Here is a 24,115-nt window from a genome sequence, read left to right on the forward strand (position 1 = left end):
AAGAGCAACAACCGTTCAACAGCAATGATTGAAGAAACCATAGAACCGGTCCAGCTTACGTTGAAGGAACTGGTGGACCACTACGAAGGATTTCTGAAAGAGTGCGAGCGGAAAAGCCCCGAGACACGCGGGACCTACCAGCGCGCTTTGCGGGATTTTATCAAGTGGTTCCCGGTGGATAAAAAATTCCGATTCCGCGTGCGCGATGTGGAGCGGTACAAACGCTACTTGGTGGAGCGGAAGAAGCTGCAGAACGTCTCGGTGGCAACCTACATGACCGCGCTCCGCCGATTCTGCCAGTATCTAATTGATGTTGGCGTGCTGGCCAACAACCCCGCAAAACGGGTGGTGGGGGGCCGCCGCCCCTCGAAACACTCGCGCACGTTCCTTACCGGCAAGGAGTTGGAGGTGCTGCTGAAAAGCGTGGATCGCAGCAACCTGCAAGGGATGCGCGATTACGTCATCATCCAGATGATGGTGGGGTGCGCCCTAAGCGAACACGAATGTTTGCACGCCGACGTTGGCGACATCAAGCCCAGGGCTTCCGGCGATTATTACATCAGCGTGCAGGGGAAGGGGCGAACCGTAAAAGATGAAACCGTCACCGTGCCGCCCGATGTTCACGAAGCCGTTGAGGAGTACCTGCGCCGCCGCTACCCCGATGGCGTTCGCCAGGAAGATGCGCCGCTGTTTGCCAGCATGAGCAACCGCACGCAAGGCCACCGCATGACCTCGCGCGGGATTCGCGAAGCCGTTAGCCGGTGGCTGAAATCCAGCGGAGTGAAACGGGACCGCGACCACCGGCTTACCCCCTTCTCCCTTCGCCACACCGCAGGGCTGATGATGGTGGAGAAAGGAGCCACCATCGAAGAAGTGATGCGCCGAATGCGGATTGAATGGAGGCCAACGGCCCAACTCTATTTCAAGCTGCACGGGCGGTTGGAAGCCGCCACAGCATCGGGTAGCAAGGCAGCGGGCATTGCCATTGATGAGGCTGGAATGGTAATCGTGGAGGAAGGATGATTCACGTTATTGTTAGCACCAACGCCCAGCCGATGCGCCGCGCAGGCGTTGAGGAAATCCCAGAGTTGTTGAAATCGGCAGATCCCTCCCTTGTCCTTTGGGTTGACCTGGAAAACCCAACCACCCAGCAGGAGATGGAGATTCTTGAGCACGTGTTCCACTTCCATCCACTTGCAATCCAAGATTGCCGCCACCAGCGCGAAAGCCAGCGGGATGAGGACCACCTGCCAAAAGTGGAAGATTACGAGCACTACCTGTTCTGCATCATCAACCCGATTACGAATCTGGACGCAGCGAAACGGAACGGGCAGCGCGGCCAGCACGCAAGCTCCGAGGCGAACTCACACCAGAACCAGGAGCCGCAACCACCCCGCCGGAAGATTTCCAGCAGTGGCCACAACATCCACACCGGGCAGTTGAATGCCTTCCTGGGGGAACGCTACATCGTCACCCACCACTACGAGGCGGCCCCTTCGATCGAGCGTGCAATCGGCCACTGCGAGCGGAACCCTGGCTCGATAAAACGTGGACCCGATTACCTGTACCACATCATCCTGCACGACATCGTTGACCAGTACGCCATGACGCTCGACCAGTTCGACGCAGAGATGGATCGGCTGGAGACGGAGGTCTTCCACAGCAGTTCACGCCGGACCCTTGCCCATATCTTGGCGATGAAGCGGCGGCTGTTTCAGCTGCGCCGAATCACCAGCTACCAGCGCGAAATGGTCAGCCGCTTGGCGCGTGGGGAATTTGACCTTATCGCCGATGTTGAAATCGCTTACTACCGGAATGTGTACGACCATCTTGTCCGCGCCAGCGAGCTTGCCGAATCCTACCGTGACGTGGTGACAGGGCTGCTGGACGGCTACCTTTCGATGAACGCCAACCGGATGAACGAGATCATGAAAGTCCTCACCTTGTTCTCCACCTTCTTCCTTCCGCTCACGTTCATCGCTGGGGTCTATGGCATGAATTTCCATTTTATGCCGGAGCTGGAATGGAAGTACGGCTACCTGTTCGCCTGGGGGGTGATGGCCGCAACCGCCGTGGGGATGTTCTTTTACTTCCGCCGCAAGCGATGGCTGTAAGGCTGCTGCGTTGTACTTTCGCGGCACGCAGCGGCGCGGCACGCAGCGGCGCGGCACGCAATAATTCCGCAACGTTTCTTTTGGCATTCCGCACTTGGCACTGGACCTTTCAACAATACCTTCCATAACACCATTCAGGAGTTTACACAGGCATGAAAAAACTCACAGCATTTCTCCTTCCTCCCGTTGTTCTGGCCGCGCTGGTTGCCGGCTGCGGCGGGGCGGAAGAACCGAAGCCGGAAGTGAAAAACTACACCGAGTACAACGACCCCATCTTGAAGTTTGGGGTGAAGTATCCCGAAGGCTGGACCCAAACCGCGCAGCAAGGGGTGACCGCCGCATTCTACAGTGGGAAAAATCTGTACGATGCCTTCACCACCTTTAACCCGGAGAACGAGCGGGGCGCGAAGATCGTTGTGGGCGCGCTACCCGGCGGGCAAACGGCAATGGATGCCAACATCAAGGAGTTCGCAGGGCAGTTCGATGCCGGCGTGGTGAAGGGTCCCGAGGATGCCAACCTGAACGGCATGGCCGCAAAAAAACTGAGCTACAGCTTCGATGCCGGCAACACCAAGTACACCAGCGAACGTTTCTACGTGATGGAAGGCGACGTTGTCAGCTTCATTGAGGCCGGGGTGATTGGAACGTGGGAAAACTACAAACCAATCTTCGATCAAGTCTTTGCCAGCTTCAAGCCAGGGAAGATGGAGGCCGCCGCCCCCACCCCCGCACCAGGCGACACCACTGGCGGGGCCGTCCGCGATTCCATCGTCACGGATCCTCCGTCGGCGGAGATGAAATCTTTCAGCGGCGCGGGGTACAGCATCAGCTATCCGGCGAACTTCAAAGTGGTCAGCGCGGGGAATGGGAAGCAGTTCATCGGGACCCGCGTTGACAGCTACGTGATGGTGGACCAGATTGATCCCAAAGGAATGACCTTGGAGCAATCCGTGGATCAGCTGAAGAAAAGCTACGGCGGGCGTGCACCGTCGGCGGCAAACGTTGGCGGGCAGAAGGGCTACGTGTTCAATTACAGCGGCGGGAAGGATGTCGCCAGCCGTGCCTACTTCGCCATGTCGGGGGGGAAGATCATCCGCGTCACCATGAACTGGTATCGCCCGCAGCAGGACCTGTACGGCCCAGCGTTCGACAAAATGATGGGGAGCCTCTCCATCAGATAACCGCAAGGCTTGCGCCGGAACAATCACGCAAAAAGGGGTGTGGGAAGAATCGTTCCCGCACCCCTTTCTTTTGCCTTTGTTGTTGCTTGTTTTTCTGTGACGGCAGCGTGTGGTTGTGGTTATCGGATTGCCGCAAGTTTCTGCAGAACATCGTCGGCCCCTTCCCCCTCGGCAATCCTGATGAACGCGCCGGACTCCCGTTGCTGGAACAGGTAGCTTGCCACAATCCTCACCTCCTCAATCTCAATCCGCCCAAGTTGCAGCGGGATTGGCTCGGCGGCAAAGTAAAGCCGTGATAGTTGCTTCCGCAATGCCGCTTCCGGCAGGCGATTGCCAACCAGCACCCGCCCGGCCAACCTTCCGTGGCGAATAAAAAACAGATGCTGCTTCCCGGATTCCTCCGCCGGAAGCAGTGCCAGCATATTGTTGGCGTTGATGCTGTCGGCCACGCGTTCGCCACTGCTGAAGATCCGTTGGAACTCGGCTAATCGGTCGCGCAGCAATGCCGCTTCCTCGAACTTCAGCTCCTGGGCACTCTGCTCCATCGCTTGCTCCATTCGCCGAAGAATCCCGTTCTCCGCTCCGGAAAGGAACTGCCGCACCCGCTCAACCTCGTGCAAATACTGCTGCTGGGTTTGGCGCAGGGCGCACGGCGCGCCACAGCGTGCAATCTGGTGGTAGAAACAGGGGCGGACCGCCGTGTTTGGCGTTGGCATTTCGTCGCACAGCCGCAGCCGAAACAGCCGGGTGATGGTGTCCATCACTGCCTCGGCAGATTCGCGGTTGCGGAACGGGCCGAAGTACTCGGCCCCGTCGGCGTGCATCGCCGTGGCAAGCTCAACGCGGGGGAAGGCTTCGGCGCGGTCAATCCGAAGGAAGGCGTGGCGGCGGAACCGTTTCAGCGCGGTGTTGTACGGGGGAAGCTCCTCCTTTATCAGCCGTGCCTCAAGCAGCAAGGCCTCAAGCTCGCTTCCGGTTTGGCGTGCCTCAATGCCCCGCACCCGCTTCACCATCTCCTGAATTTTCTTGGTGTGTTCGGCACTTGGCCGGAAGTAGCTTCCAACACGCTCGCGCAGATTTTTTGCCTTGCCGATGTAGAGTATCTCACCGCTCCGGTCCAGCATCCGATAGACCCCGGGAAGTGCCGGAAGTGCGGCAATCGAAGGCTCCAATCCACCAAAATGCCGAGGCTGCTCGCGGAACGCCCCGATGGTCCGCCGCTGGAACGCCAATGCCTCCTCAATCGTCTCGCATCCATGCTCTTCTTGCAGGATGTCCAGAAGCTCGGCAAGCAATCGTGCGGTGGCTTCGGCATCCCCCAGGGCGGTGTGGCGGCCGCGAATTTTTATCCCGAAATATCCGGCAAGATTCCCAAGCGAATATCCCTTCCGTTTGGGAAGCAATCGCTTGGCAAGGCGCATGGTGCAAAGCGGGGTAACGGCCAGCGGCGGAAGCGCGTGGCGGCGGAACGCAGCTTGCAGGAAGTTGTAGTCGAACTGGGCGTTATGGGCCACAAAGGCCGCGCCAGAAGGGAACCAAGAACGGATTTCCGGGAACGCCAGCTCACCTTTTGGCGCGGCAAGCACCATGGCGTTGGTGATGCCGGTCATCTGCTGGATGTTCTGGGGGATGAACTGCTCGGGGTTGACAAGGGTTCGGCGGCGTTCGGTAAGCTCGCCATCCAGCAGCCCAACGCACGCCACCTCGGTGATCCGGTTCCGCTCGGGCGACAGTCCGGTCGTCTCGATGTCGGTCACGATGCACTGCGTGTGCGAAAGCAGTTGCTGCATGGTTGTTCGGATGCTTTCAATATCATTGCGTTTTGGCCAAACATACGGTTCCTTCCCATAGCTATCCAACCAGAGCTATCCAACCAATGCCCTCAGCCATTCTTACCCGCAGCCACCAGGAAAACCGGCGATTGGCTCCGGTGTTTCGCCGGCGTGGGTTCCGGGTGTTCAGCGCGCCGATGATTGAACTGCTCCCCATCCCCCCCGATGCTTCTATCACTCAGCAATGGCTGGCTGCGGGTGGGTCCAGGGTGGTTCTTTCCAGCGCCGCCGCTGCCCAGCAATGGCTGGCTGCGCTCCCCAATCTTCCCATCCCTCCCGATTCCGTTCGCTATTGGATTGTTGGCCAGCGGAGCCGTGATTTGGTCCAAACGCGCTTCCCCAATTCCCCGATTGAAGCCCTTGCCAACAGCGGGGCCGAACTGCTACGCCAGATTCCCCCCGGCCTTGCTGCGCCTGCCATTCTGTACCCATGCAGCAGCCAGCGGCGCGATGAACTTGTTGACGGATTGCGGGACCGGGGCGCGCGGGTGATGGAGCTTCCGCTGTACCGCCCGCAGCTTCCGGCCAACGCGGCGCGGCGGCTTCGCACGGCGATTCGGGGGGCGGGGGTTCCGCTCTGTTTCGTCTTCTTTTCCCCTTCGGCGGTGGCCAATTTCATTTCGCTTCAACCGGAGCTACCGCACGGAGCTATTTTCGCCGCCGTTGGAAGCACCACCGCCCAGGCACTGCGGAGGAACGGGGTAGCGGAGGTGATTACTCCATCCAAGCCAAATGGGGCACTGCTTGCCGATGCCATCCTTGAAGCGATAGAACAACCATGAACGATCAACAGAACTCACTCCTGATCCGCGCCCTTTGTGGCCAGTCGGTGGAACGCCGTCCGGTGTGGATGATGCGCCAGGCGGGGCGGTACTTGCCGGAGTACCGCGCAATCCGCGCCACCACGAATTTTTTGGGCCTGTGCAAAACGCCGGACCTTGCCGCCGAAGTCACCGTCCAGCCGGTTGACTTGGTGGGGGTGGATGCGGCCATCATTTTTAGCGACATCTTGGTGGTGCCGGAGGCGATGGGGATGGAGCTGATTGTGGAAGAAGGGAAAGGTGGGCCACGATTCCCGAACCCGCTGCGGGCGGAATGGGACATCAACCAGCTGGCCAGCGGCATCACCCAAAACCTGCAGTTTGTGTTCGATGCCATTGCCGAAACCAAGCGGAGGCTGAATGGCCGCGTTCCGGTGATTGGCTTTGCCGGCGCGCCGCTAACCCTTGCGGCCTACATGATTGAAGGCCAGGGGAGCAAGAATTTCGATACGTTCAAAGCGTTCCTGTTTGCGCAACCCGCGGCGGCGCACCGCTTGCTGGAAAAACTTGCGACGGAGTTGGTTGGATACTTGGTGGAGCAGACCCGCGCCGGGGCCAATATGCTTCAGTTGTTCGACACGTGGGCCGGGGTGTTGCCGGAAGAGGAGTACCGTGCGTTCGGGCTGGCCTATGCTTCGGCGGTGCTGGATGGCGTGCGGCGTGCGGCCCCCGATGTGCCGATCCTGTACTTCCCCAAAGGGGTCCGCAGCTACGATGGCTTTGCCGAATCGGGAGCCAGCGGGTTTGGGATTGATTGGCAGACGGATCTTCGCCGCGCCGCGCAGGAGCTTCCCGATACGTTCCCGCTGCAAGGGAATTTGGACCCCACGGTGCTGCTGACCGACCCCGAAACCATTCGCCGCCGAACCCAGCAGATGTTGGCGAAGGTGCCAAGCCAGCGCGGGTACGTTGCCAATCTTGGCCACGGAATTTTGCCACACACCCCGGTGGAGCACGCGCAAGCCTTTATCCAAGCCGTGAAGGAGACGGCGATATAAGCCCGGCGCAGGGCAAGCAATCACCCCACCCCAATCCCATGAACTTTTTCTCCCCGACAGCAAATCTTGGGCCTGTTGGCGTTGCCCATGTTGTTGCTTCTTGTTATTCTGTGGTCGTCTTGTGGGTCCGCTCCATAAGCAGGCATCAAATGGGAAGCCCTCCCCCTATTGTTGCCCGGTTTGTTTGCGCACTGTATGGTGGCGCAGGCCGGCAGCTTCCACGGCAGCCGATACCGCATTCTGTCTTCCTTCACGTTTCCAGCAATTCCCGACAGACCGATATGGCCACAGCCATGACATATCCTTGCGTAACCACCCGGAGGCCACTGTGAAACTTGGCATTGACGTTTGGTGGTGGGTGGGCTTCAACGCCTTCGTGCTGGCATTGCTGGTGCTTGATTTAGGGGTCTTCCACCGCAAAGCACACGAGGTGAAGCCAAAGGAGGCCGCAATCTGGAGTGTGATTTGGGTGACGCTTTCGTTGCTGTTCAATGGGTTTATCTGGTATGAGTTTGGGTCGCGCCCGGCAACGGAGTTTTTAACCGGCTATCTGATTGAAAAATCCCTTTCGGTTGATAACCTGTTCGTCTTCGTTCTGATTTTCAGCTACTTCAACGTCCCGGCCAAGTACCAGCATCGAATCTTGTTTTGGGGGATTATCGGCGCGTTAATCATGCGCGCCACGCTGATCGGTTTGGGGGCGTTTATCCTTGAGCAATTCGAATGGGCGATTTACATCTTCGGTGCCTTCTTGGTGTACACCGGCATCCGAATGGCGGCCGAGAAGGAGTCGAATATTGAGATCGAGGCCAACCCGCTGATAAAACTGCTGAAACGCTGGATCCCGGTCTCGAACCGCTACCATGAAGACAAGTTTTTGGTAAAGGAAAACGGTGTCTGGATTCTTACACCGATGATGATTGTGCTGGTGCTGATTGAAAGCACCGACCTTGTGTTCGCGCTCGATTCTATCCCAGCAATTTTTGCCATTACTCAAGATTCGTTCATTGTTTATACCTCCAACATCTTCGCCATTCTTGGGCTGCGCTCGCTTTACTTCTTGCTGGCCAATGTGATTGATAAATTCCACTACCTGAAATATGGCTTGGCGGTTGTGCTCTGCTTTATCGGGGTGAAGATGTTGCTGACCTATTTCGATTTCCATATTGACATCGCAGTCTCGCTGGGCATTGTGGCGGTAATCCTTATTGCCTCCGTCATCTTCTCGATTACTCACCCCAAGGAGGCGGCCATGCACTCCCCGGTCACCCACGACCCTTCGCGGCTAACCGGCCCGATTGCTCCGTTTGATCTGGAGGCGCAACAGAGGAACGGCAGCGGCGCGGGCGTAAACGATGCGCCAATCGGGAACGTGATTGCCCCAACGCCGCAGCCAAATAATTCACCAACAGATTCCTAACTCTTAAGACCCGGGTGGCTTCATCCGCTTTCCATGAATAGCCTTCGTTCCTCCATCATACTGCTGCTGCTGTTGGCTTGGTGCGGAACACTTCGCGGCCAACCCGAAGCCACGCACCAGCAACAGGATGCGCCCCCTGCCGACACGATGGAGGTCCGGTACGACTACACCCCCATCTACAACAGCCCCAGCTACACCGCGAACATCCTGGGCGACAAGCAGAAAGGGGATATGGTTGCGGTGGTTGGGAAGGTCGGGAAGTTTGCGCAGGTGCTGATGCCTTTTGGCACCGGGTTTATTGCCAGGGTGAACCTTCGGGATATCTCTGGGCAATCGGACAATCCGCAGCACGATTCCGCGGCTGCAAGAGAATCCGCGCCACCCCCCACATACCTTTTGCAGCCCCCCAAAAAGGAAACGCAGCAACCAACAGCCGCCGAACACCGCTGCAAAGGGATCACCAAAAGCGGCAAGCAATGCTCGCGAAAGGCGGAAGCTGGGGGTGAGTACTGCTGGCAGCATCGCCCCAACAATCGCCCGTAGGAGATGGAACGGTACACGAAGCCAGCAATGCCACATCGCCACGTTCAGAACCACAGCCGCACGCTCACCATGCAATGCCGACACCTCCCCTTCCGGTGGTGGGTGTGGGTTGTTCCTTTTCTGCTGGCGTTCCCCTGTTCGGCGGCGGTGCAAGGCCAGTTCGGACCAGAAGCCCGGGGTTACGCCGATAGCTCCGCAGCAACCCCCGATTCCCCCCGCCCGTTTGACACCATCTGGAGTGACACCAAAGCGGTCTTCACCGAAGGGGTCCAGATTTTTTCTGCGCCGCTCCGGTTTGGGGGAACCGAGTGGGGGATTGCCGGAGGAGTGGTTGCCGGAACAGGGCTGATGATGACCGCCGACCATCAAGCCCGCAAAACATTCACCCAAACGGAGGACACGCTTGCCAACCGGCTAAGCGAGATTGGCAATTATTACGGCACGCTTCTGCCGGGCCTTGCGGTCTCCGCGGGGTTGTACTCTGGCGGATTGATTTTTGACGAGCCAAGCGTTCGCCGCGCAGGGCGGCACGTCTTCCAGGCGATGCTCTATGCCGGGACCATCACCACCGTTGCCAAGATGCTGATTGGCCGCCACCGCCCATTCCTGAACGATGGCGAATATGTGTTCGATGGCCCTTCAACGAAGGATGAATATTTCTCGCTTCCGTCGGGCCATTCCACCGTTGCTTTCTCCATCAGCTCGGCCCTTGCTGCCGATATTGACCACCCAGCGGCCACCGTCGCGCTTTACTCCCTTGCCACGCTGACCGCCCTCAGCCGCATCCACAGCGACCGCCATTGGCTAAGCGATACCTTCCTGGGCGCGGCAATCGGCACCGCTTGCGGCTACGGCGTTGTGCATCTGGGGGACCCCGCCCGGCTCCGAATCATCCTCCTGGATTCTGCTTCCAACCAGCAACGGAGTGATGCTTCGCTGGAGCGGGCTGCTTGGCGCAAGCTCGCGGTAGCTTCACTCTCGGTCAGTCGCTCACTTCCACTCACTCAGTCTCTCAATCTCTCACCCCATTCCCTGCGCGTCCACATCCACGATAATCTGGACCGATTGCTTGCCGTGGTCCTCGCGGTATTTCTCGTAGGCCTTGCTGAAGATCTGGTGGAACTGCCGCCCCCCGGGGTCGGTGGTCTTGTTGTTTTTCACGATGATCTGGTAGCGGTAGGCGTTCTTTAATTTCCAGATCAGTGCTTGCGTCGGGCCGATGATGTCCAACGCCGGATGCTTTGCCGGAAGCAATCCCCGGAACAATTTCGCGTGCTGCTCGGCCTCCTTCTGGTCCTCCGATTTCACCTCGATGACAATGAATCGGGAGAAGGGGGGATAGAACAACGCCTGGCGGTTGTACAGTTCATCGTTGTACATCATCCGGTAGTTTTTGGCAAAGGCGGCTTGGATTGCCGGATGCTCCGGGTGGGCGGTTTGCACCACCACTTCACCCTCCATCCCCCCACGCCTTCCGGCGCGCCCAGCCACCTGGGTGATAAGCTGGAACGTCCGCTCGCTTGCGCGGAAATCGGGAAGGAGCAACTGGGTATCGGCCGAGACCACACCAACCAGCGACACCCGCGAGAAATCCAGCCCCTTGGCCACCATCTGCGTGCCCAGCAGAATATCCACCTCACCTTTGGCAAACGCCGTCAGGATTTGGCGGTGCGCCCCTTTGCGGGCGGTGGTGTCAAGGTCCATCCGCAGAACTTTGGCTTCGGGAAGCTGTGCGGCCAATTCTTCTTCCACCTTCTGGGTCCCAACGCCGGGCTGCCGAAGGTCGTGGTTGCCGCAGACGGTGCAGCTGGTTTCTGCCTTGCGGGTGTAGCCGCAGTAGTGGCACCGAAGCGAGGTGATCGGCTTGTGGTAGGTCAGCGTCACGGCGCAGTTGGGGCACATGGGGGAGTGGGCGCAGGCCGAGCACTCCAACCGCGTGGCAAACCCGCGCCGATTCTGGAAGAGTATCACCCCTTCCTTCTTCTCCAACTTTGCGCGGATGTCGGCAATCAGCCGCACCGAAAGGGACCCACGCATCAGGTTCTGCTTCCGTGCCGTGACGGTGTCAACAATCACCATTCGCGGCTCGCGGGCGTTGTCCACCCGCTCCGGCAAATTCAGCAGGTGATATTTCTCCCGAAGGGCATTGAAGTACGATTCAATCGAAGGGGTTGCCGAACCCAACACCGCCACCGCACCCGACAGCTGCGCCCGCACGATTGCTGCGTCGCGGGCGTTGTAGCGGGGTTGGGCATCGTACTGCTTGTAGCTGGCTTCGTGTTCTTCGTCAACAATCACAATCCCAAGGTCCCGCACCGGGGCGAACAATGCCGAGCGTGGTCCAATCACCACATCGCACCCGCCACGCATGGCACGCAACCAGCTGTCGTAGCGTTCCCCTTCCGACATCCGGCTGTGGAGCACCGTCACCCGCTCGCCAAAAGCACGTTTGAAGCGTTCCACAAGTTGGATGGTGAGCGCGATTTCCGGCACCAGCATGATTGCCCGCTTCCCACGCTCCACCGCATGGCGGATTGCCTCGATATAGACCTGCGTTTTCCCCGACCCCGTCACCCCGTGAAGCAAAAACGATTTGAATGCCCCGGCATCCATCGCCCCGGTGATTGCCGCAATGGCGTTGGCTTGATCCTGATTTGGGACGATATCCGCCTGCGAATCGGTCAGGGCCTCATGCTCCGGCTCATCTTCCCGGTCCTCCAAAATTTCCTCACGCGATTGCTCAATCTGGGTTTGCTCCAGCGCCCCTTTTTCCACCAACGCCGCCAGTGCCGAAGCGGGTGCTTTTGCCGAAGCCGCCACGTGAGCATTCGGCAGATATTCGTTCCCCGAACGCTCGGCTTGGGTGTAGAGGAACAGCATCACCGAGGCTTGTTTCGGCGCGTTGGCATCAAGCTGGTCGAACAGGGTGTGCAGAGCCTCTTCATCGTTCAGGAGCGTTGGGTTGATCCGCACGGCGTTCACCTTCTTTGGCTTGCTTTCGCGCCCTTCGGTGGTGGAGCGTTCAATCAGCCCTTTTTCTTCCAGAGCCACCAGCTGGGAGTAAAGATTTTCCGCGCCGACTTTCTTTTTCAGGAAGGCCACCGTGACCCCTTTGGGATGGTCGCTCAATGCCGTCAGGATTGCGGCTTGGCGCGGGGCCACGCGGCGCAGTTCGGGGATTTCCTCCACCACGCCGTTGTGCGCCAGCATCACCCGCTGGGACGATTCCGGGGACATCCCTTGCGGGAGCATCGAGCGGAGGGTTTCGCCAACCGGGGCCACGTAATATTCGGACATCCAATCGGCAAAGCGGAGCATCTCATCGCTGAACAGCGGCTCGGCATCCAGCACGTCGCTGATTGGCTTCACCCCTTGCAGGGTGGTTTCGTTCACCTCATCAACAATCACCCCGGTCATCGTCCGCTTGCCAAACGGAACCGTGACCCGCACGCCAATATGCGCCGCATCGGCAAAGTTGTCCGGAACGGAGTAGGTGAAGTTCTTGAAGATTGGAAGCGGAAGCGCGACCTGGACAAATTGGGACATGGTGGAAATTGGAAATCAGTTGTTGGGGATCGGCTAATGGAAATCGGCTGGTGGAAAATAGGGGGTAATTGGCGATTAGTGAGCAAGGCATTTTCAGCTTTTCCAACTCAGCTTCCGGCCCGCTTGTTACGCTGGCATCCGCCGCTGCTGTTCCGTTCGTATCTGTTACCGTGTCTTGAACCTGCAAAAAGTACATTGCGAAGAAATCTCTCACCTTGTAGGTTGCTCCCATGCTCAAACTCTCTGTTATTTCTTTCTTCTCCGTTGCGTTGTTCGGGGTGGTTCCGGCGGTTGGGCAGCCCGCCGATTCCGCAGGGCCGGAACCGCTGCCAATTGTGGCCGTTACCGGGATTGCTCGGCAGCTTCCCGCCGCCAGCACCAGCACCGCCCCTTCCGCCCAAGCCGTTTCTGACTCAGCCGCAAGCGATATTCCCCCCGCCAAACCCGAGCCAGCGATTGACTCCGCCGCAGAGTTTATCCCCTTTCAGGAATACACCTTTGCCAAGAACCAACGCTACACGGTGGACGCTTCGCTTCCCCGCAGGACCTCCAGAATCAACCCAATCACCACCGCAGCGTTGGGGGCTGCCTACGGCGGGCTGATTTATGGCTTGCACGTCCTGCAAAGCAACGCATGGTGGAAGGATAACCGCCAAGATTTCCACATCCAAGACGACTGGGATTACGCACTGCAGGTGGACAAAGTTGGGCATACGTATGGCGGCTACTACATGTCGTACATCCTGGGCGAAGGAGTCCAGGGGTGCGGCTTCAGCGTGACGGCATCGCGGTGGATTGGCGCGGGGCTTGGGCTGATGTACCAAACCTACGTGGAGGTGGAGGATGGCTACGGCCCGCAATGGGGTTTCAGCCCAACGGACTTTGCCGGGGATTTTCTTGGGGCGGCATATTTCATCACCCAACATTACGTCCCCGCGCTGGAGAACTTCAATCTGAAGTGGGAGTACGTTCCGGCCCAGTGGGTTGGCGAGCGTTCGATCCGCCACCCAACCGCCGTGGTTGATGACTACAACAGCTCGACGTTTTGGCTGAGCGCGAATGTCTACAACCTGCTTCCCGAAAATCTAAAACCGTACTGGCCAAGCTGGCTGAATCTGGCACTTGGCTACGGCGTGCGCGACATCAGCTACGACGATCCCACGCTGGGGGCCGATTTCCAGCTGCCGAAACGCCGATTCATCATTGGGCTGGATTACGACTTCGTGCGGCTGATGCCCGACGGACCGAACTTCTGGAACTGGGTGCGGCAGGGGATGAACTGGTTCAAAATTATCCCCGCCCCGGCCATCAGTTTTGGGGATGAAGGGACGCGGTTCTACCTCCTCTACCCCTTCAAATTCGACGTTGGCGGATTCAAGTTTTAGCTGGGCGTTGGGGGATGCGCCGCGAAGGCTGCCCGGGTGCCGCATCAGACGCTAATCACCGCTGGCTTCAGCTCCGTGAAGTACGCATCCCCTTTGTACCGAACTTGCTCCAAGAACAACCCCGACGGGGGGGCGGTCATGTTCATCGTGCGGTCGGGATTTTCCAACGATGCGGCAAAGGCATCCAGCGGAAGATTTCCGCGCCCGATCTCCACAATGCAACCGATCATCCGCCGCACCATTTTCCGCAAGAAATGGCTGGCGCGGATGCGGATCACGATCAGCTCCCCAGCTTCCCCAACCTCCACCGACTCCACCAACACCATCGTTGATTTTTCCGAGGGGTCCTTGTCGGCAAAGGCGCGGTAGTCGTGCATTCCCACGGCGATTGCCGAGGCGCGCCGCATTGCGCCAACGTCCAGATCATCCCGAATCCACCAGACCAAATTTTTCCCGAAGGCAGTGCGCCGGCGCGAGATTTGGTACAGGTAGCTGCGGCCAATGGCATCGTGCCGTGCGTGGAAATTTTTCGGCACGGCGAAGGCGTTCAGGATGTTGATGTCCGCCGGCAAATTATTGTTCAGCCCAATGCGGATTCGGTTGGAAGGAAGGCTTTCCGGCAGGTCAATATGGACAGCCTGGCCAAGCGCGTGGACCCCGGCATCGGTTCGCCCCGACCCCATCACCTCACCCACTTTTCCGAAGGCATCGCGAGCGGCTTGGATCAGCATCCCCTGGACGGTTCGTGCGTTCTGCTGCATCTGCCACCCACTGTAGCGGGTTCCATCATATTCAAGAAGCAAGCGATATCTGGGCATGAAGAATTGCGGATATGTGGACGCTGTGTGAAGGATACAAAACCAAGAACCTTCCCCGAAAGCGCGGCAAAGATAGAGGGGAAGAAATTGCTGGGTTGTGAGGGGTTGTTGGGGGTGGGGAAGGGCAAGGAAAGCACCCCTTCACGCTCTCCTCAGGCAGGGGAAAACAGATAGATGTCCAGCAATAAATGCGCCGAATTGCTTGACTATCAAAGGAAATTTTTTTTCGCCTGATGCTTGCCTACCATCCCGCACCTCGCTATGTTTGCCTCCAATAGTGATTGATTGGCAACCCGTTACCCATTGGTGATTGTTTTATGCCACTGTCCACTGCCATCCGATTTCTTCTTCCTCTGCGGACTCCATTGCGTGGTCCGCACAGCCCCCCGTTCGATCACCGCACTCCCCGCTTCATCACGTCGCTTCTTGCTCAGCCGCTTGGCCGCGCTGCCAATGTTCATCCCGACCATGGCATTCTTGCCAAGCATCTACCACTATCGCTATCCAAACCCATATCCACACAAGGAGGCCCTATGGACCCGCCATGATTTCAGAAGAGCTTATACGGTAAACACCGCTACTACGCCAATAGTAAGCCAACCGAAACCAGACGGCCCATAGGGCCGCAGCTGACGTACAACGAAAAAACAAGAAAAATGAAACTCAACTACGCCAATGAAAACCACGAACTACTGGAGCGCGAATATAGCTCCAATGCTTATACTGGTCGGCATGCTCATCCTGCCAACACCCGGCACCGCACAATCAACTTTTCAGAGGGTTTATGGCCATGATGACCACACTGAAGGCGCAAGGTTCCGAACAATTCCGGTGACTGGAACGTGCCAGACAACAACCCCAAGTGGCGGCGGAGCGCAGGTGACGGGCGGCTACATTTCTGTGGGGTACAGCACATGGGAAGAGGATAGCAGTAACCCCAACGATGTCTATGTGGTCCGCACCGACAACAACGGGAATAAAATCTGGGAGAACACCTACGACATCGGTGGAGCCAACGGCATTGATGCGGGCCGGAGCCTTATCGAGTTATCGGACAATACCGGCTTTATGATTACGGGAATCACAGACCTAGGAACAGGCAACTTTGATATCTTCCTGATGAAGATTGATTGCGATGGTGGTGTCCTCTGGACGCGAACCTATGGCGGAGCCCAAGAGGAGCAAGCAATGGATATTGCCGAAGCCCGGTACGCCACCAATGTCACGATTGGAACACGGACCTACTATCCATTTGTTGGGGATGTGTATGTGGTGGGGTGGACCAAAAGCCTCAATACCAACCCAATGGGCCAACCTTTGCAGGAGGCATTAATGATGCGTCTGCACACCCGGGCAGGCGTTGAAGGCTTGCCCGTGTGGACCCGGTCGTACAACGAAACCCCGAGCGTACCCTACACGACGCTCTTCAACGCCGTTACCGATCTAACCCAATACACGATCACTGGGCAAGGGGTGGTGCTGGAAGATGTTATGGCCGTGGGGATATTGAATGACCCTGCCACTTATGGTGCCGAAGGGTATGTTGTACGGGTTGATGGGAATTCCGGGTTGTCAACGTGGCCGTTTTCTCATGGGTCGGCGTACTACGGGAAGAAACGCACTTTGAATTGCACCTCCCCACCAACGCTATCGAACGGAGCGGAGGTCTTCACAAGCGTTGCGGAACTCCCGGGACCGCCCAGCGGAAGCCTGCAAGGGGATGTTGTGGTTGGTGGATACACAACAACCTACGATACCGCCAACGTAAACCGTGATATCTATTTGGTTGGGCTACGGCAAGCGGTTCCGTGGCTAGATTATACTCAAACCCGGCTGGGTGATGGTACTGCATGTGAGCAGTATGACGACTACGCATGGAGCCTACGCTACATCCCCGCCGGGATAGACTCCACCGATACCCTCTTTACCGGGCATCTGGCGGTTACAGGGGCAACGAATAAAAGTAATCAGAACAATGACTGGGACGCGTTCCTGATAACGGTGAATCCGACCACCTTGCTGATCGGAGCCGGGGACATTACGATGAAATATGGCTTGAACCAAAAAGCGAGCCAGCATGAGGAGGGGGTTTCGGTGTTCCCCGTAACCAGCGCGGGGAACCGTGGGTTTATCATCGCCGGAGGCTCACAAAGCGACCCCGCCTGTGCCAACCCCGACGACCCGCAGGACCTCTACCTTGTGAAAACCGATCAGTCAGGAAACTCAGGAGTTTGCGATGACAATTATCAAATTCTTGGCGAAACGATCTCAACGTGGAGTCCATCCGGGAACAGCTTGGTGACAACATGGGTGGCTTGGTATCGGGAAGATTCCGCAGTGGCTGTTGACCACGATTGGGGGGAGGATGCCTGCACCGGCTGCACGCCGAAACGGATGATAGAAGGCTCGAACGATGGCGAGGAGAACGTGTTGCTCCCGACACCGATGAAGATTGCCAACACGATCCGCTCCTTCCCGAATCCTGTGCGAAAGGGGAGCACCGTGACGGTGGTGATGAGTGCCGAGGAAGAAGAGGTCCTGAACATACGGGTCTTAAACTCTTTGGGTGAGCAGGTCCGCGAAGAACGGGTATCAGGAACGGGGCGAACCCCGGTGACGATAGAGACGGAAGGGCTGCCAGCCGGAACGTACATCATTTCGGTAGGTAGCAGGGCGCAATCGCAAACCATCCGATTGGTGGTGGTGGAATAATCGAACCTCTGGATAGAGGGGGGGGGGAACTTGCCCCCCCTCTACCAGATTTTCCTTGAACATCTCCGACATAGAAACAGAGATAAGCTTACACGATATCCTCTCACCGTAACCTTACAAGGTGCTGACCATGGTTGCACGCAACACGCTCGTTCTTGCCTTGCTCTCCGTTGCCCTCCTTTGCTTTGCTGCCCAGAGCCTTACCGCCCAGCGATTGGTTGCCAGCTACCCCTTCAGCGGTAACGCCAGCGATGCCAGCGGCAACGGGCACAACGGCACCGTGAACGGTGCCACCCTTACCGAGGACCGATTCGGCAACGCCAACGCCGCCTACAACTTCGACGGCACCAACGACTACATCAGCGTCCCACACTCTTCCGCACTCAACTTCCCCTTCACCTACTCCATCTCCCTCTGGGTCAAGTTCTGTGTATCTCAAAGACCTGGTACCAATGTTAATGTCATAATAAATAAGGGCGCGAGTAAGGGAGCAGGCTATAATATCCAGCGTGCCATCCCTGCAGAAAAAATTTGGTTTGGCCCCTATAGAGTTGGCTCTGGCAGTGTAACCACCGCCACCTCTAACCTGAACGACGGCCGCTGGCACCATGTCGTCGCCGTCTATGAGTCAACCACACGTGACCCTACAAGAGAATATTCCTCCATCTACCTTGATGGGGTCTTGGAAGGTACTGAAGATGATGACCAACTTCTTACCTATACCAACACCGATGACCTCTGGATCGGACGATCAATTTCGAGCCCTCTATTATTCTATTTCAAAGGAGCGATAGATGATATCAACATCTACGACACCATGCTCACCGCTGCCCAGGTCTCGGCACTCTACCGCGCCAACGGCTGGCCAAAGGCTGCGCAGCCCAACACCCTCAACCTCTCCATCGCTGCCTCCGATACCGTCATCTGCCCGGGCAAAACCGTCCAACTCTCCCTGCTCGGCAACCCAACAGAGGTTACGTGGAACCCTTCCCCCACCTTGCAAGGCCCTCTACCTCCATGTTCCCCACCGTCACCCCCGAGAAAACCACAACCTACATCGTCAAAGCCCTGAAGATTGCTGGTGCCGAGCCGTGCCGCGACACTGTTCAGAAGATTGACTCCATCCGCATCACCGTTCGCCAGCCGCCGAAGGTTGAGCTGGGGTCCACGCGCTATGTCTGCCTTGGCGACTCCATCACCATCGGTGCCAATGCCTCCGATGGCGCGCCACCCTACCGTTACCAGTGGAACCCCCATCCACTCATCTCCAGCCGCAATCAACTCCTCCAAACCGTCAAGGTTGATCGCTCCACTCTCTTCATCCTCACTGTCACCGATCGCGAGGGGTGCATCGCCCGCGATACCCTCAACGTCGTCATCCTCTCACCGCCAAAATGAACGCTTGGTGCCGACACCACCATCTGTCGCGGTGCCAGCGTTTTGCTGGGGGGTGTGCTGGAGCAAGGCGTTCCACCCATCACCTACCGCTGGAGCCCAAGCCTGGGACTTAGCGACACCGCAGCGCGCACGCCGCTGGCCACGCCCGACTCCACCACCAGCTACGTCGTTGCCGTCACAAGCTCCAACGGCTGCATCTGGCGCGACACCGTCACGCTCACCGTTGCTCCCCAACCAACCGTGGATGCCGGACCCAGCCGCTCCATCTGCGCCGATTCCAGCGTTGTCCTTTCGCCAACGATTGCCGGACGCACGCCAAAGGCAATCCAATGGACCCCATCATCCAGCCTCTCCTGCGCCGATTGCCAGAACCCAACCGCTCGGCCAACCGCAACCACCACCTATCGGGTGACGATCACCGACTCCTCCGGCTGCACCGCCGTTGACTCGGTGGAGGTCCGCGTCCTTCGCCCACAACTCAGCGCCGCTGGAGTGATAGACTTCGGCACGCTGGACGGCTGCACCTCCACACGCGACACAGCAATCACCCTCACCAACAGCGGCGACGTGCCGATGGAGATCACCGAAGCACGGATTGCCGGAACCAGCTTCAGCGTTGCCGGGCTGCCGGTGGTGCTGGCCCCCGGGGAGAGCCGGACGATCACCGTGAGGTTCTCGCCGCAGTCGTCGGGGAGCATTGCCGAGGAGGTGGAGCTTGTCGGCGACCAATGCGGCGCGACGGCGCGGATCACGCTTCGCGGGGAGAAGCAGCAATCGCTGGTGAGCATCTCGCACGGGGCGATGGAGTTCGGGCTGGCGGCCAGCTGCCAAGCCACGCCACGCGACACAGTGGTGGTGATTCGGAACAACGGAACCGCGCCAGCAACGATCAGCCCCGGGGTCGTCTCGGCTCCATTTTCGGTGGCATCGCCGAACCTTCCGGCAACGGTCGTGGCCGGGGATAGCCTGCAGCTGACGCTGCGCTACGCCCCGTCTGGCGCGGGAGTGTTCAGCGATGATTTGCGACTTCCGTACGCCAGCGGAAGCTGCCTCGACACGTTGCGGCTGCGGCTGTCGGGTCGGGTGGTAACGCCGGAGCTTGCGCCGATTGGGGTGATAGATTTCGGGACGCTGACCGGCTGCGCAACCAGCCGTGACACGACGATCATGCTTCGGAACCGCTCGGAGATCGAGCTTTGGGTGACACGGCTCTACTCCAGCAGTGGCGAGTATTTGGTGGCTCCATCATCGGCAGTGATCCCCCCTGGCGACAGCCTTGCGGTGACGGTGAGCTACCGCCCATCAAGCAGCGGAAGCCACTCGGGAACGATCGAAGCAGAGTATGAGCCATGCGGGGGATCGCTGGGCGCGCAACTCCTGGGCCAGAAGCAAGGAGTGAGCGTTGAGCTTCCCGACACGGTGAGCTTCGGTCGCGTGGTGATGTGCGGCGATTCGACGGTGAGCCAGCGATTGCCGATTCGTTTTTCTGGGTCCGATGGAGTGATTGTTTCGGCGAGTGTTGGAGGTCCGTTTGGAGTTGGCAACGTTGCCGGGCAATCGCTGCCGGACGGGGTGGAGCAAGGGGTAAGCGTGAGCTTCGCGCCGCCGGCTGAAGGCTCGTTTGCCGAAGCGATGGAGTTGCGTTTTTCGCCATGCGGGATCACGAAGCGGGTGGTGGTGACCGGCCAGCGAGTCACGCCGAAGCTGCAGGCGATTGATCTTGATTTTGGGGCGCAGCAAGTTGGTCAATCGGCCAGTGGTCGGGTTGGGTTCGCGAACGTTGGCGGGGTTGCGGTTCGGGTGGAAGGGATTGCGGGGGTGGGATCGCCATTCCAAGTATCGTCCACGGAGCCAGGGTTGCCAGCGGAGATTGCTCCTGGGGACACGGTGTGGGCCACGATCAGCTACGCGCCGGAATCGGGTGAGCAATCAACAACGGCGACAGCGCGAACAAGCCTTCCGTGCGAAGTCACGGCAAGTGCGAACGTTCGCGGGAAGGGGGAGCAGAGCGGGCGATTGACGCTGAAGCTGCCAAGCCTTGAAGCATCGGCAGGGGAGCGAGTGAAGGTTGGAGTTTGGGCCGAAGTTGGCGATGGCGGCTTTGCAGGAGCGGGAGGATTGAGCTTCAGCGGTGTGCTGCGGTTCAACAGCAGCCTGCTCTATCCTGCGGGGTCAACGCCGACGGGGAGCGTGGTGGATGGAGAGCGATTGATTGGAGTGAGCGGCGAGTTGCCTGCTGGCTTCACGAGCGGGGAAGTGGGGAGTTATGAGTTCGTCGCGACGCTTGGGAACGCGGAGACAACGGCGTTGAAGCTGACGGATGTGAACCTGAGCAGCGGGAGCGAGAGAGGTGGAAGTGGAGCCTGGGGAGTTCCGACTGAATGGTATCTGCCGATTCGGGACGCTGCGGTTGATTGAGGCAGAAGGGAAGCTAATCCTGAAGCCGAACCGCCCGAACCCTGTGACGTGGGAAACAGAGATTGAGTACGAGCTGATTGAAGGCGGTCAAACGCGGCTGAGCGTGGTCAGCACGCTGGCAGGAGGTCTTGCGATTGGTGGATGGAGTCTCGCGCCGGGGTCGGTACGTGGTACGGTTCAACGCAGGAGTGCTCCCCAGCGGGACGTACCTGTACATCTTAGAAACCCCCACCCAACGCCTAACCCGCATGATGAACGTGGCCAAGTGAGCGCGCCGGAATCACCGAACGCAGAGATTCAGCAGGGGAGCATCTACACTCCCCTGCTTTATTTTTTGCCCGGCATCCGGCCAGCTAATCTCTACGGCCCACGCATTGGTAACGAGGCAAGGAGGATTTTCGATTATCTTCCATGTGATTGATTTCCCAACAACCGATCACCAAGCTCTGCTATGTCCTCTCAGCCACTTCAGGTCGCGTTTCTTTGGCACCAGCATCAGCCTTACTACAAGTTGGGCGAGCGGTATTTGCTCCCCTGGGCGCGGCTTCATGCCACCAAGGATTACTTCGACATAGCTGCGATTGCCAGCCAGTTCCCAAATATCCGCCAGACCATCAACGTGGTTCCGTCGCTGATGATCCAGTTGCTGGATTACGTCAACAACGGCGCGGTGGACGATCTGCTGGAGCTTTCGCGCCGCCCGGCAAGCGCGCTGAGCGATGAAGAGAAAGTGCAGATTCTGCGGAACTTCTTCCTTTGCAATGCCGAGCGGATGATCCGCCCCTATCCCCGCTTTGCCGAGCTGTTCGCCAAAGGTGCGCGCCACCGCGACGACCTTACTGGGCTTGCCGAAGCCGCCCAAACCTTCTCCCCTGCCGACTGGCGCGACCTTCAAGTGTGGTACAATCTTACGTGGGTTGGGGAGATGTCGCGCGGGAAGGAGCCGTTCGCGGCGATGCTGGCAAAAGGGCGTGGGTTCACCGAGGAAGAGAAGCAGAAGCTGCTGGATGCCACCATGAAGATTGTGCAATCGGTGATCCCCACCTACCGGACGATGATGGAGCAGGGGCAGATCGAGCTATCCGTCACCGCGTTCTACCATCCAATCCTCCCAATCCTTTGCGACAGCCACGCCGCGCTGGAGGCAATGCCAAACGCCACGCTGCCGGAGCAACGAATCCAGCTTCGGGAGGATGCGCAGACGCACCTTCGGCGGGCGGTGGAATTGTTCCGCCTCCATTTCGGTGCCGATCCCGCAGGGACCTGGCCCAGCGAAGGGAGCGTTAGCGATGCGGCAATGGAGCTTGTGCGAAGCGCGGGGTTTGCGTGGGTCGCAACCGACGAAGGAATCTTGCACAACACGTTAGGGGAACGCCGCCGCAATCTTGATAAATATTTCCCGTGGCTGCTTCGCACCGCTTCCGGCCCCCTCTGGATGGTTTTCCGCGACCACGAACTCAGCGATGCCATCGGCTTTGTGTACAGCGGTTGGAACCCGCGCGATGCGGCATCCGATTTCTACCATCGGCTGGTGGAAATTCGCAGCCGGATCATCCAAGAACGGGGCGCGGCGGCATTGCAGGACGCGCTGGTCCCGGTGATTCTTGATGGCGAAAATTGCTGGGAGTATTACGAGGCCAACGGCCGTCCATTTTTGGAATCTTTGTACCGGCTGCTTAGCGAATCGAACGAGATTGAGACCGTGACCATTGGCGGCGCGCTGGCCAGCCGGAATCATTCGCCGGAGCGGACCATTGGGCGGGTGTACAGCGGCAGTTGGATTGGAAGCAACTTCAAAATTTGGATTGGACACGAGGAGGACAATCAGGCGTGGGACTTGCTGGTTGCTGCGCGAACCGAGCTGATGGAGGCACGCGGCGCGATCACCGAAGAAGCCTTCAACGAGGCGATGGAGGCAATCTACATCTGCGAAGGGTCCGACTGGTTCTGGTGGTATGGCGATGAGAACAGCGCGGCAAACCAGGATGATTTCGACACGTTGTTCCGTGCGCATCTGGCGCGGGTGTATCAGTTGATCGGCCAGCCGGCTCCCCCCGCGCTTTCCATTCCGATCCGCCGCGCAAGCCGCCGCCCGAAAGTACAGCCGCCAACGGGGTTTATCACCCCAACGGTGGATGGCAAGCGGAACCCGATTGCCGAATGGGAGCGCGCCGGATGGTTCACCGTTGCCGAGGTTGGCGGGGCAATGCACAAAGCCGCAGGGCTGGAACGGAAAATTTGGTACGGCTGTGATGAATCCACCTTCTACCTCCGCTACGACTCCGCCACAGCGATTGCCCCGGGGCAGGTGGTCCGCATCGCACTTTCCGGCGCGCACGCGGTGACGCTCCATATCATGCAGGGGAATGTTGGGATCGAGGCACCGACCGATGAAGCGGGGCGTGTTTCCGTTGGCGGGATCACCGCTGCCGTTGCCGAGATTATCGAGGTCGCCATTCCCCTGAAGCACCTGAACGGAACCGTGGCCATGCTTGAGCACGTTGGCTTTGTCTGCGAACTCTACGAAGGCGGGCACGCCACCGAACGATTCCCACACCAGGGGGTGCTGGTGCTTCCGATTCACCTTTGATGAACACCCCATTCGATTGCCCCTTCAGGGCGAATATTCCGGCAAACCATGCCAGGTTCCCAGGGCGATGCCCTGGGCTGGGTTATTATGCCCCGTTGGGGCGTGCAAGCCAAAACATCTACACCCCAACCATCCCGCAACAACAACCAAACACCACACAAAAAATCAAACCATCATCATCCAAAACATCACTCACGCGCACCACAAAAACCCCAACGGGGTGCACCATCAAAGCCCAGGGCAACGCCCTGGGACTGCCCCATCAACCCACCATCCAAGCCCTGTAAGGGCGACCGTAAACAACACCTTCACCGTATCACCAGAACAAACGGTTGGAGT

The 24,115-nt window shown here is 58.6% G+C and carries 18 protein-coding genes; 14 read left to right on the forward strand and 4 right to left on the reverse strand.

Annotated features, from left to right (window positions below; all coding sequences use genetic code 11):
- Window positions 1–24: 24 nt before the first annotated feature.
- From IPM61_02380 to IPM61_02390, 3 genes are all read left to right on the forward strand, one after another.
- Entirely contained in the window at window positions 25–1,023 is a 999-nt protein-coding gene (locus tag IPM61_02380) for a tyrosine-type recombinase/integrase (GenBank protein ID MBK8910152.1), read from the forward strand.
- Complete coding sequence (gene corA, locus IPM61_02385) at window positions 1,020–2,114, forward strand: magnesium/cobalt transporter CorA (GenBank protein ID MBK8910153.1); 1,095 nt, start codon at window positions 1,020–1,022, stop codon at window positions 2,112–2,114. The genes IPM61_02380 and corA overlap by 4 nt, the downstream gene beginning before the upstream one ends.
- Window positions 2,115–2,266: 152 nt before the next feature.
- Complete coding sequence (locus tag IPM61_02390) at window positions 2,267–3,295, forward strand: hypothetical protein (GenBank protein MBK8910154.1); 1,029 nt, start codon at window positions 2,267–2,269, stop codon at window positions 3,293–3,295.
- Between the two features lie 119 nt (window positions 3,296–3,414).
- Here the strand turns inward: IPM61_02390 and IPM61_02395 are convergent, their stop codons facing one another.
- Window positions 3,415–5,085: a DEDD exonuclease domain-containing protein gene (locus IPM61_02395; GenBank protein ID MBK8910155.1), complete on the reverse strand. Its 1,671-nt coding sequence runs from the start codon at window positions 5,083–5,085 to the stop codon at window positions 3,415–3,417.
- Between the two features lie 86 nt (window positions 5,086–5,171).
- On the opposite strand from IPM61_02395, the gene IPM61_02400 reads away from it, so the two are divergent.
- The 4 genes from IPM61_02400 (at window position 5,172) to IPM61_02415 (ending at window position 8,909) form a co-directional block, all read left to right on the forward strand.
- Complete coding sequence (locus tag IPM61_02400) at window positions 5,172–5,909, forward strand: uroporphyrinogen-III synthase (protein MBK8910156.1); 738 nt, start codon at window positions 5,172–5,174, stop codon at window positions 5,907–5,909.
- Complete coding sequence (locus IPM61_02405) at window positions 5,906–6,946, forward strand: uroporphyrinogen decarboxylase (protein MBK8910157.1); 1,041 nt, start codon at window positions 5,906–5,908, stop codon at window positions 6,944–6,946. The genes IPM61_02400 and IPM61_02405 overlap by 4 nt, the downstream gene beginning before the upstream one ends.
- Window positions 6,947–7,274: 328 nt before the next feature.
- Window positions 7,275–8,366: a TerC family protein gene (locus IPM61_02410; protein ID MBK8910158.1), complete on the forward strand. Its 1,092-nt coding sequence runs from the start codon at window positions 7,275–7,277 to the stop codon at window positions 8,364–8,366.
- A 33-nt stretch (window positions 8,367–8,399) separates the two neighbouring features.
- Entirely contained in the window at window positions 8,400–8,909 is a 510-nt protein-coding gene (locus tag IPM61_02415; GenBank protein ID MBK8910159.1) for a hypothetical protein, read from the forward strand.
- Between the two features lie 1,020 nt (window positions 8,910–9,929).
- Here IPM61_02415 and priA read toward each other — a convergent pair.
- Window positions 9,930–12,455 carry a primosomal protein N' gene (gene priA, locus IPM61_02420; protein MBK8910160.1) on the reverse strand — a complete coding sequence of 842 codons (2,526 nt, stop codon included), beginning with the start codon at window positions 12,453–12,455 and terminating at the stop codon, window positions 9,930–9,932.
- A 230-nt stretch (window positions 12,456–12,685) separates the two neighbouring features.
- Between priA and IPM61_02425 the strand changes: the two genes are divergently transcribed.
- A complete protein-coding gene (locus IPM61_02425) occupies window positions 12,686–13,840 on the forward strand; it encodes a DUF2279 domain-containing protein (GenBank protein MBK8910161.1) in 1,155 nt (384 codons plus the stop codon).
- Between the two features lie 44 nt (window positions 13,841–13,884).
- Here IPM61_02425 and truA read toward each other — a convergent pair whose 3' ends face one another.
- Both truA and IPM61_02435 read right to left on the reverse strand, forming a co-directional pair.
- Complete coding sequence (gene truA / locus IPM61_02430) at window positions 13,885–14,658, reverse strand: tRNA pseudouridine(38-40) synthase TruA (GenBank protein ID MBK8910162.1); 774 nt, start codon at window positions 14,656–14,658, stop codon at window positions 13,885–13,887.
- 296 nt (window positions 14,659–14,954) lie between these two features.
- Window positions 14,955–15,146: a hypothetical protein gene (locus IPM61_02435; protein ID MBK8910163.1), complete on the reverse strand. Its 192-nt coding sequence runs from the start codon at window positions 15,144–15,146 to the stop codon at window positions 14,955–14,957.
- Window positions 15,147–15,489: 343 nt separating this feature from the next.
- Here IPM61_02435 and IPM61_02440 point away from each other — a divergent pair, with 343 nt between their 5' ends.
- From IPM61_02440 to IPM61_02465, 6 genes are all read left to right on the forward strand, one after another.
- Complete coding sequence (locus IPM61_02440; GenBank protein ID MBK8910164.1) at window positions 15,490–17,370, forward strand: T9SS type A sorting domain-containing protein; 1,881 nt, start codon at window positions 15,490–15,492, stop codon at window positions 17,368–17,370.
- Between the two features lie 130 nt (window positions 17,371–17,500).
- Complete coding sequence (locus tag IPM61_02445; protein MBK8910165.1) at window positions 17,501–18,442, forward strand: LamG domain-containing protein; 942 nt, start codon at window positions 17,501–17,503, stop codon at window positions 18,440–18,442.
- Window positions 18,388–18,768 carry a hypothetical protein gene (locus IPM61_02450; GenBank protein ID MBK8910166.1) on the forward strand — a complete coding sequence of 127 codons (381 nt, stop codon included), beginning with the start codon at window positions 18,388–18,390 and terminating at the stop codon, window positions 18,766–18,768. The genes IPM61_02445 and IPM61_02450 overlap by 55 nt, the downstream gene beginning before the upstream one ends.
- A 54-nt stretch (window positions 18,769–18,822) precedes the next feature.
- Window positions 18,823–21,186 carry a choice-of-anchor D domain-containing protein gene (locus IPM61_02455; GenBank protein ID MBK8910167.1) on the forward strand — a complete coding sequence of 788 codons (2,364 nt, stop codon included), beginning with the start codon at window positions 18,823–18,825 and terminating at the stop codon, window positions 21,184–21,186.
- Between the two features lie 451 nt (window positions 21,187–21,637).
- Complete coding sequence (locus IPM61_02460; GenBank protein MBK8910168.1) at window positions 21,638–23,776, forward strand: hypothetical protein; 2,139 nt, start codon at window positions 21,638–21,640, stop codon at window positions 23,774–23,776.
- Complete coding sequence (locus IPM61_02465; protein MBK8910169.1) at window positions 23,776–24,063, forward strand: hypothetical protein; 288 nt, start codon at window positions 23,776–23,778, stop codon at window positions 24,061–24,063. The genes IPM61_02460 and IPM61_02465 overlap by 1 nt, the downstream gene beginning before the upstream one ends.
- The last annotated feature ends 52 nt before the right edge of the window (window positions 24,064–24,115 follow it).

The organism is Chlorobiota bacterium, from assembly GCA_016710285.1.
Classification (GTDB): Bacteria; Bacteroidota; Ignavibacteria; order OLB7; family OLB7; genus OLB7.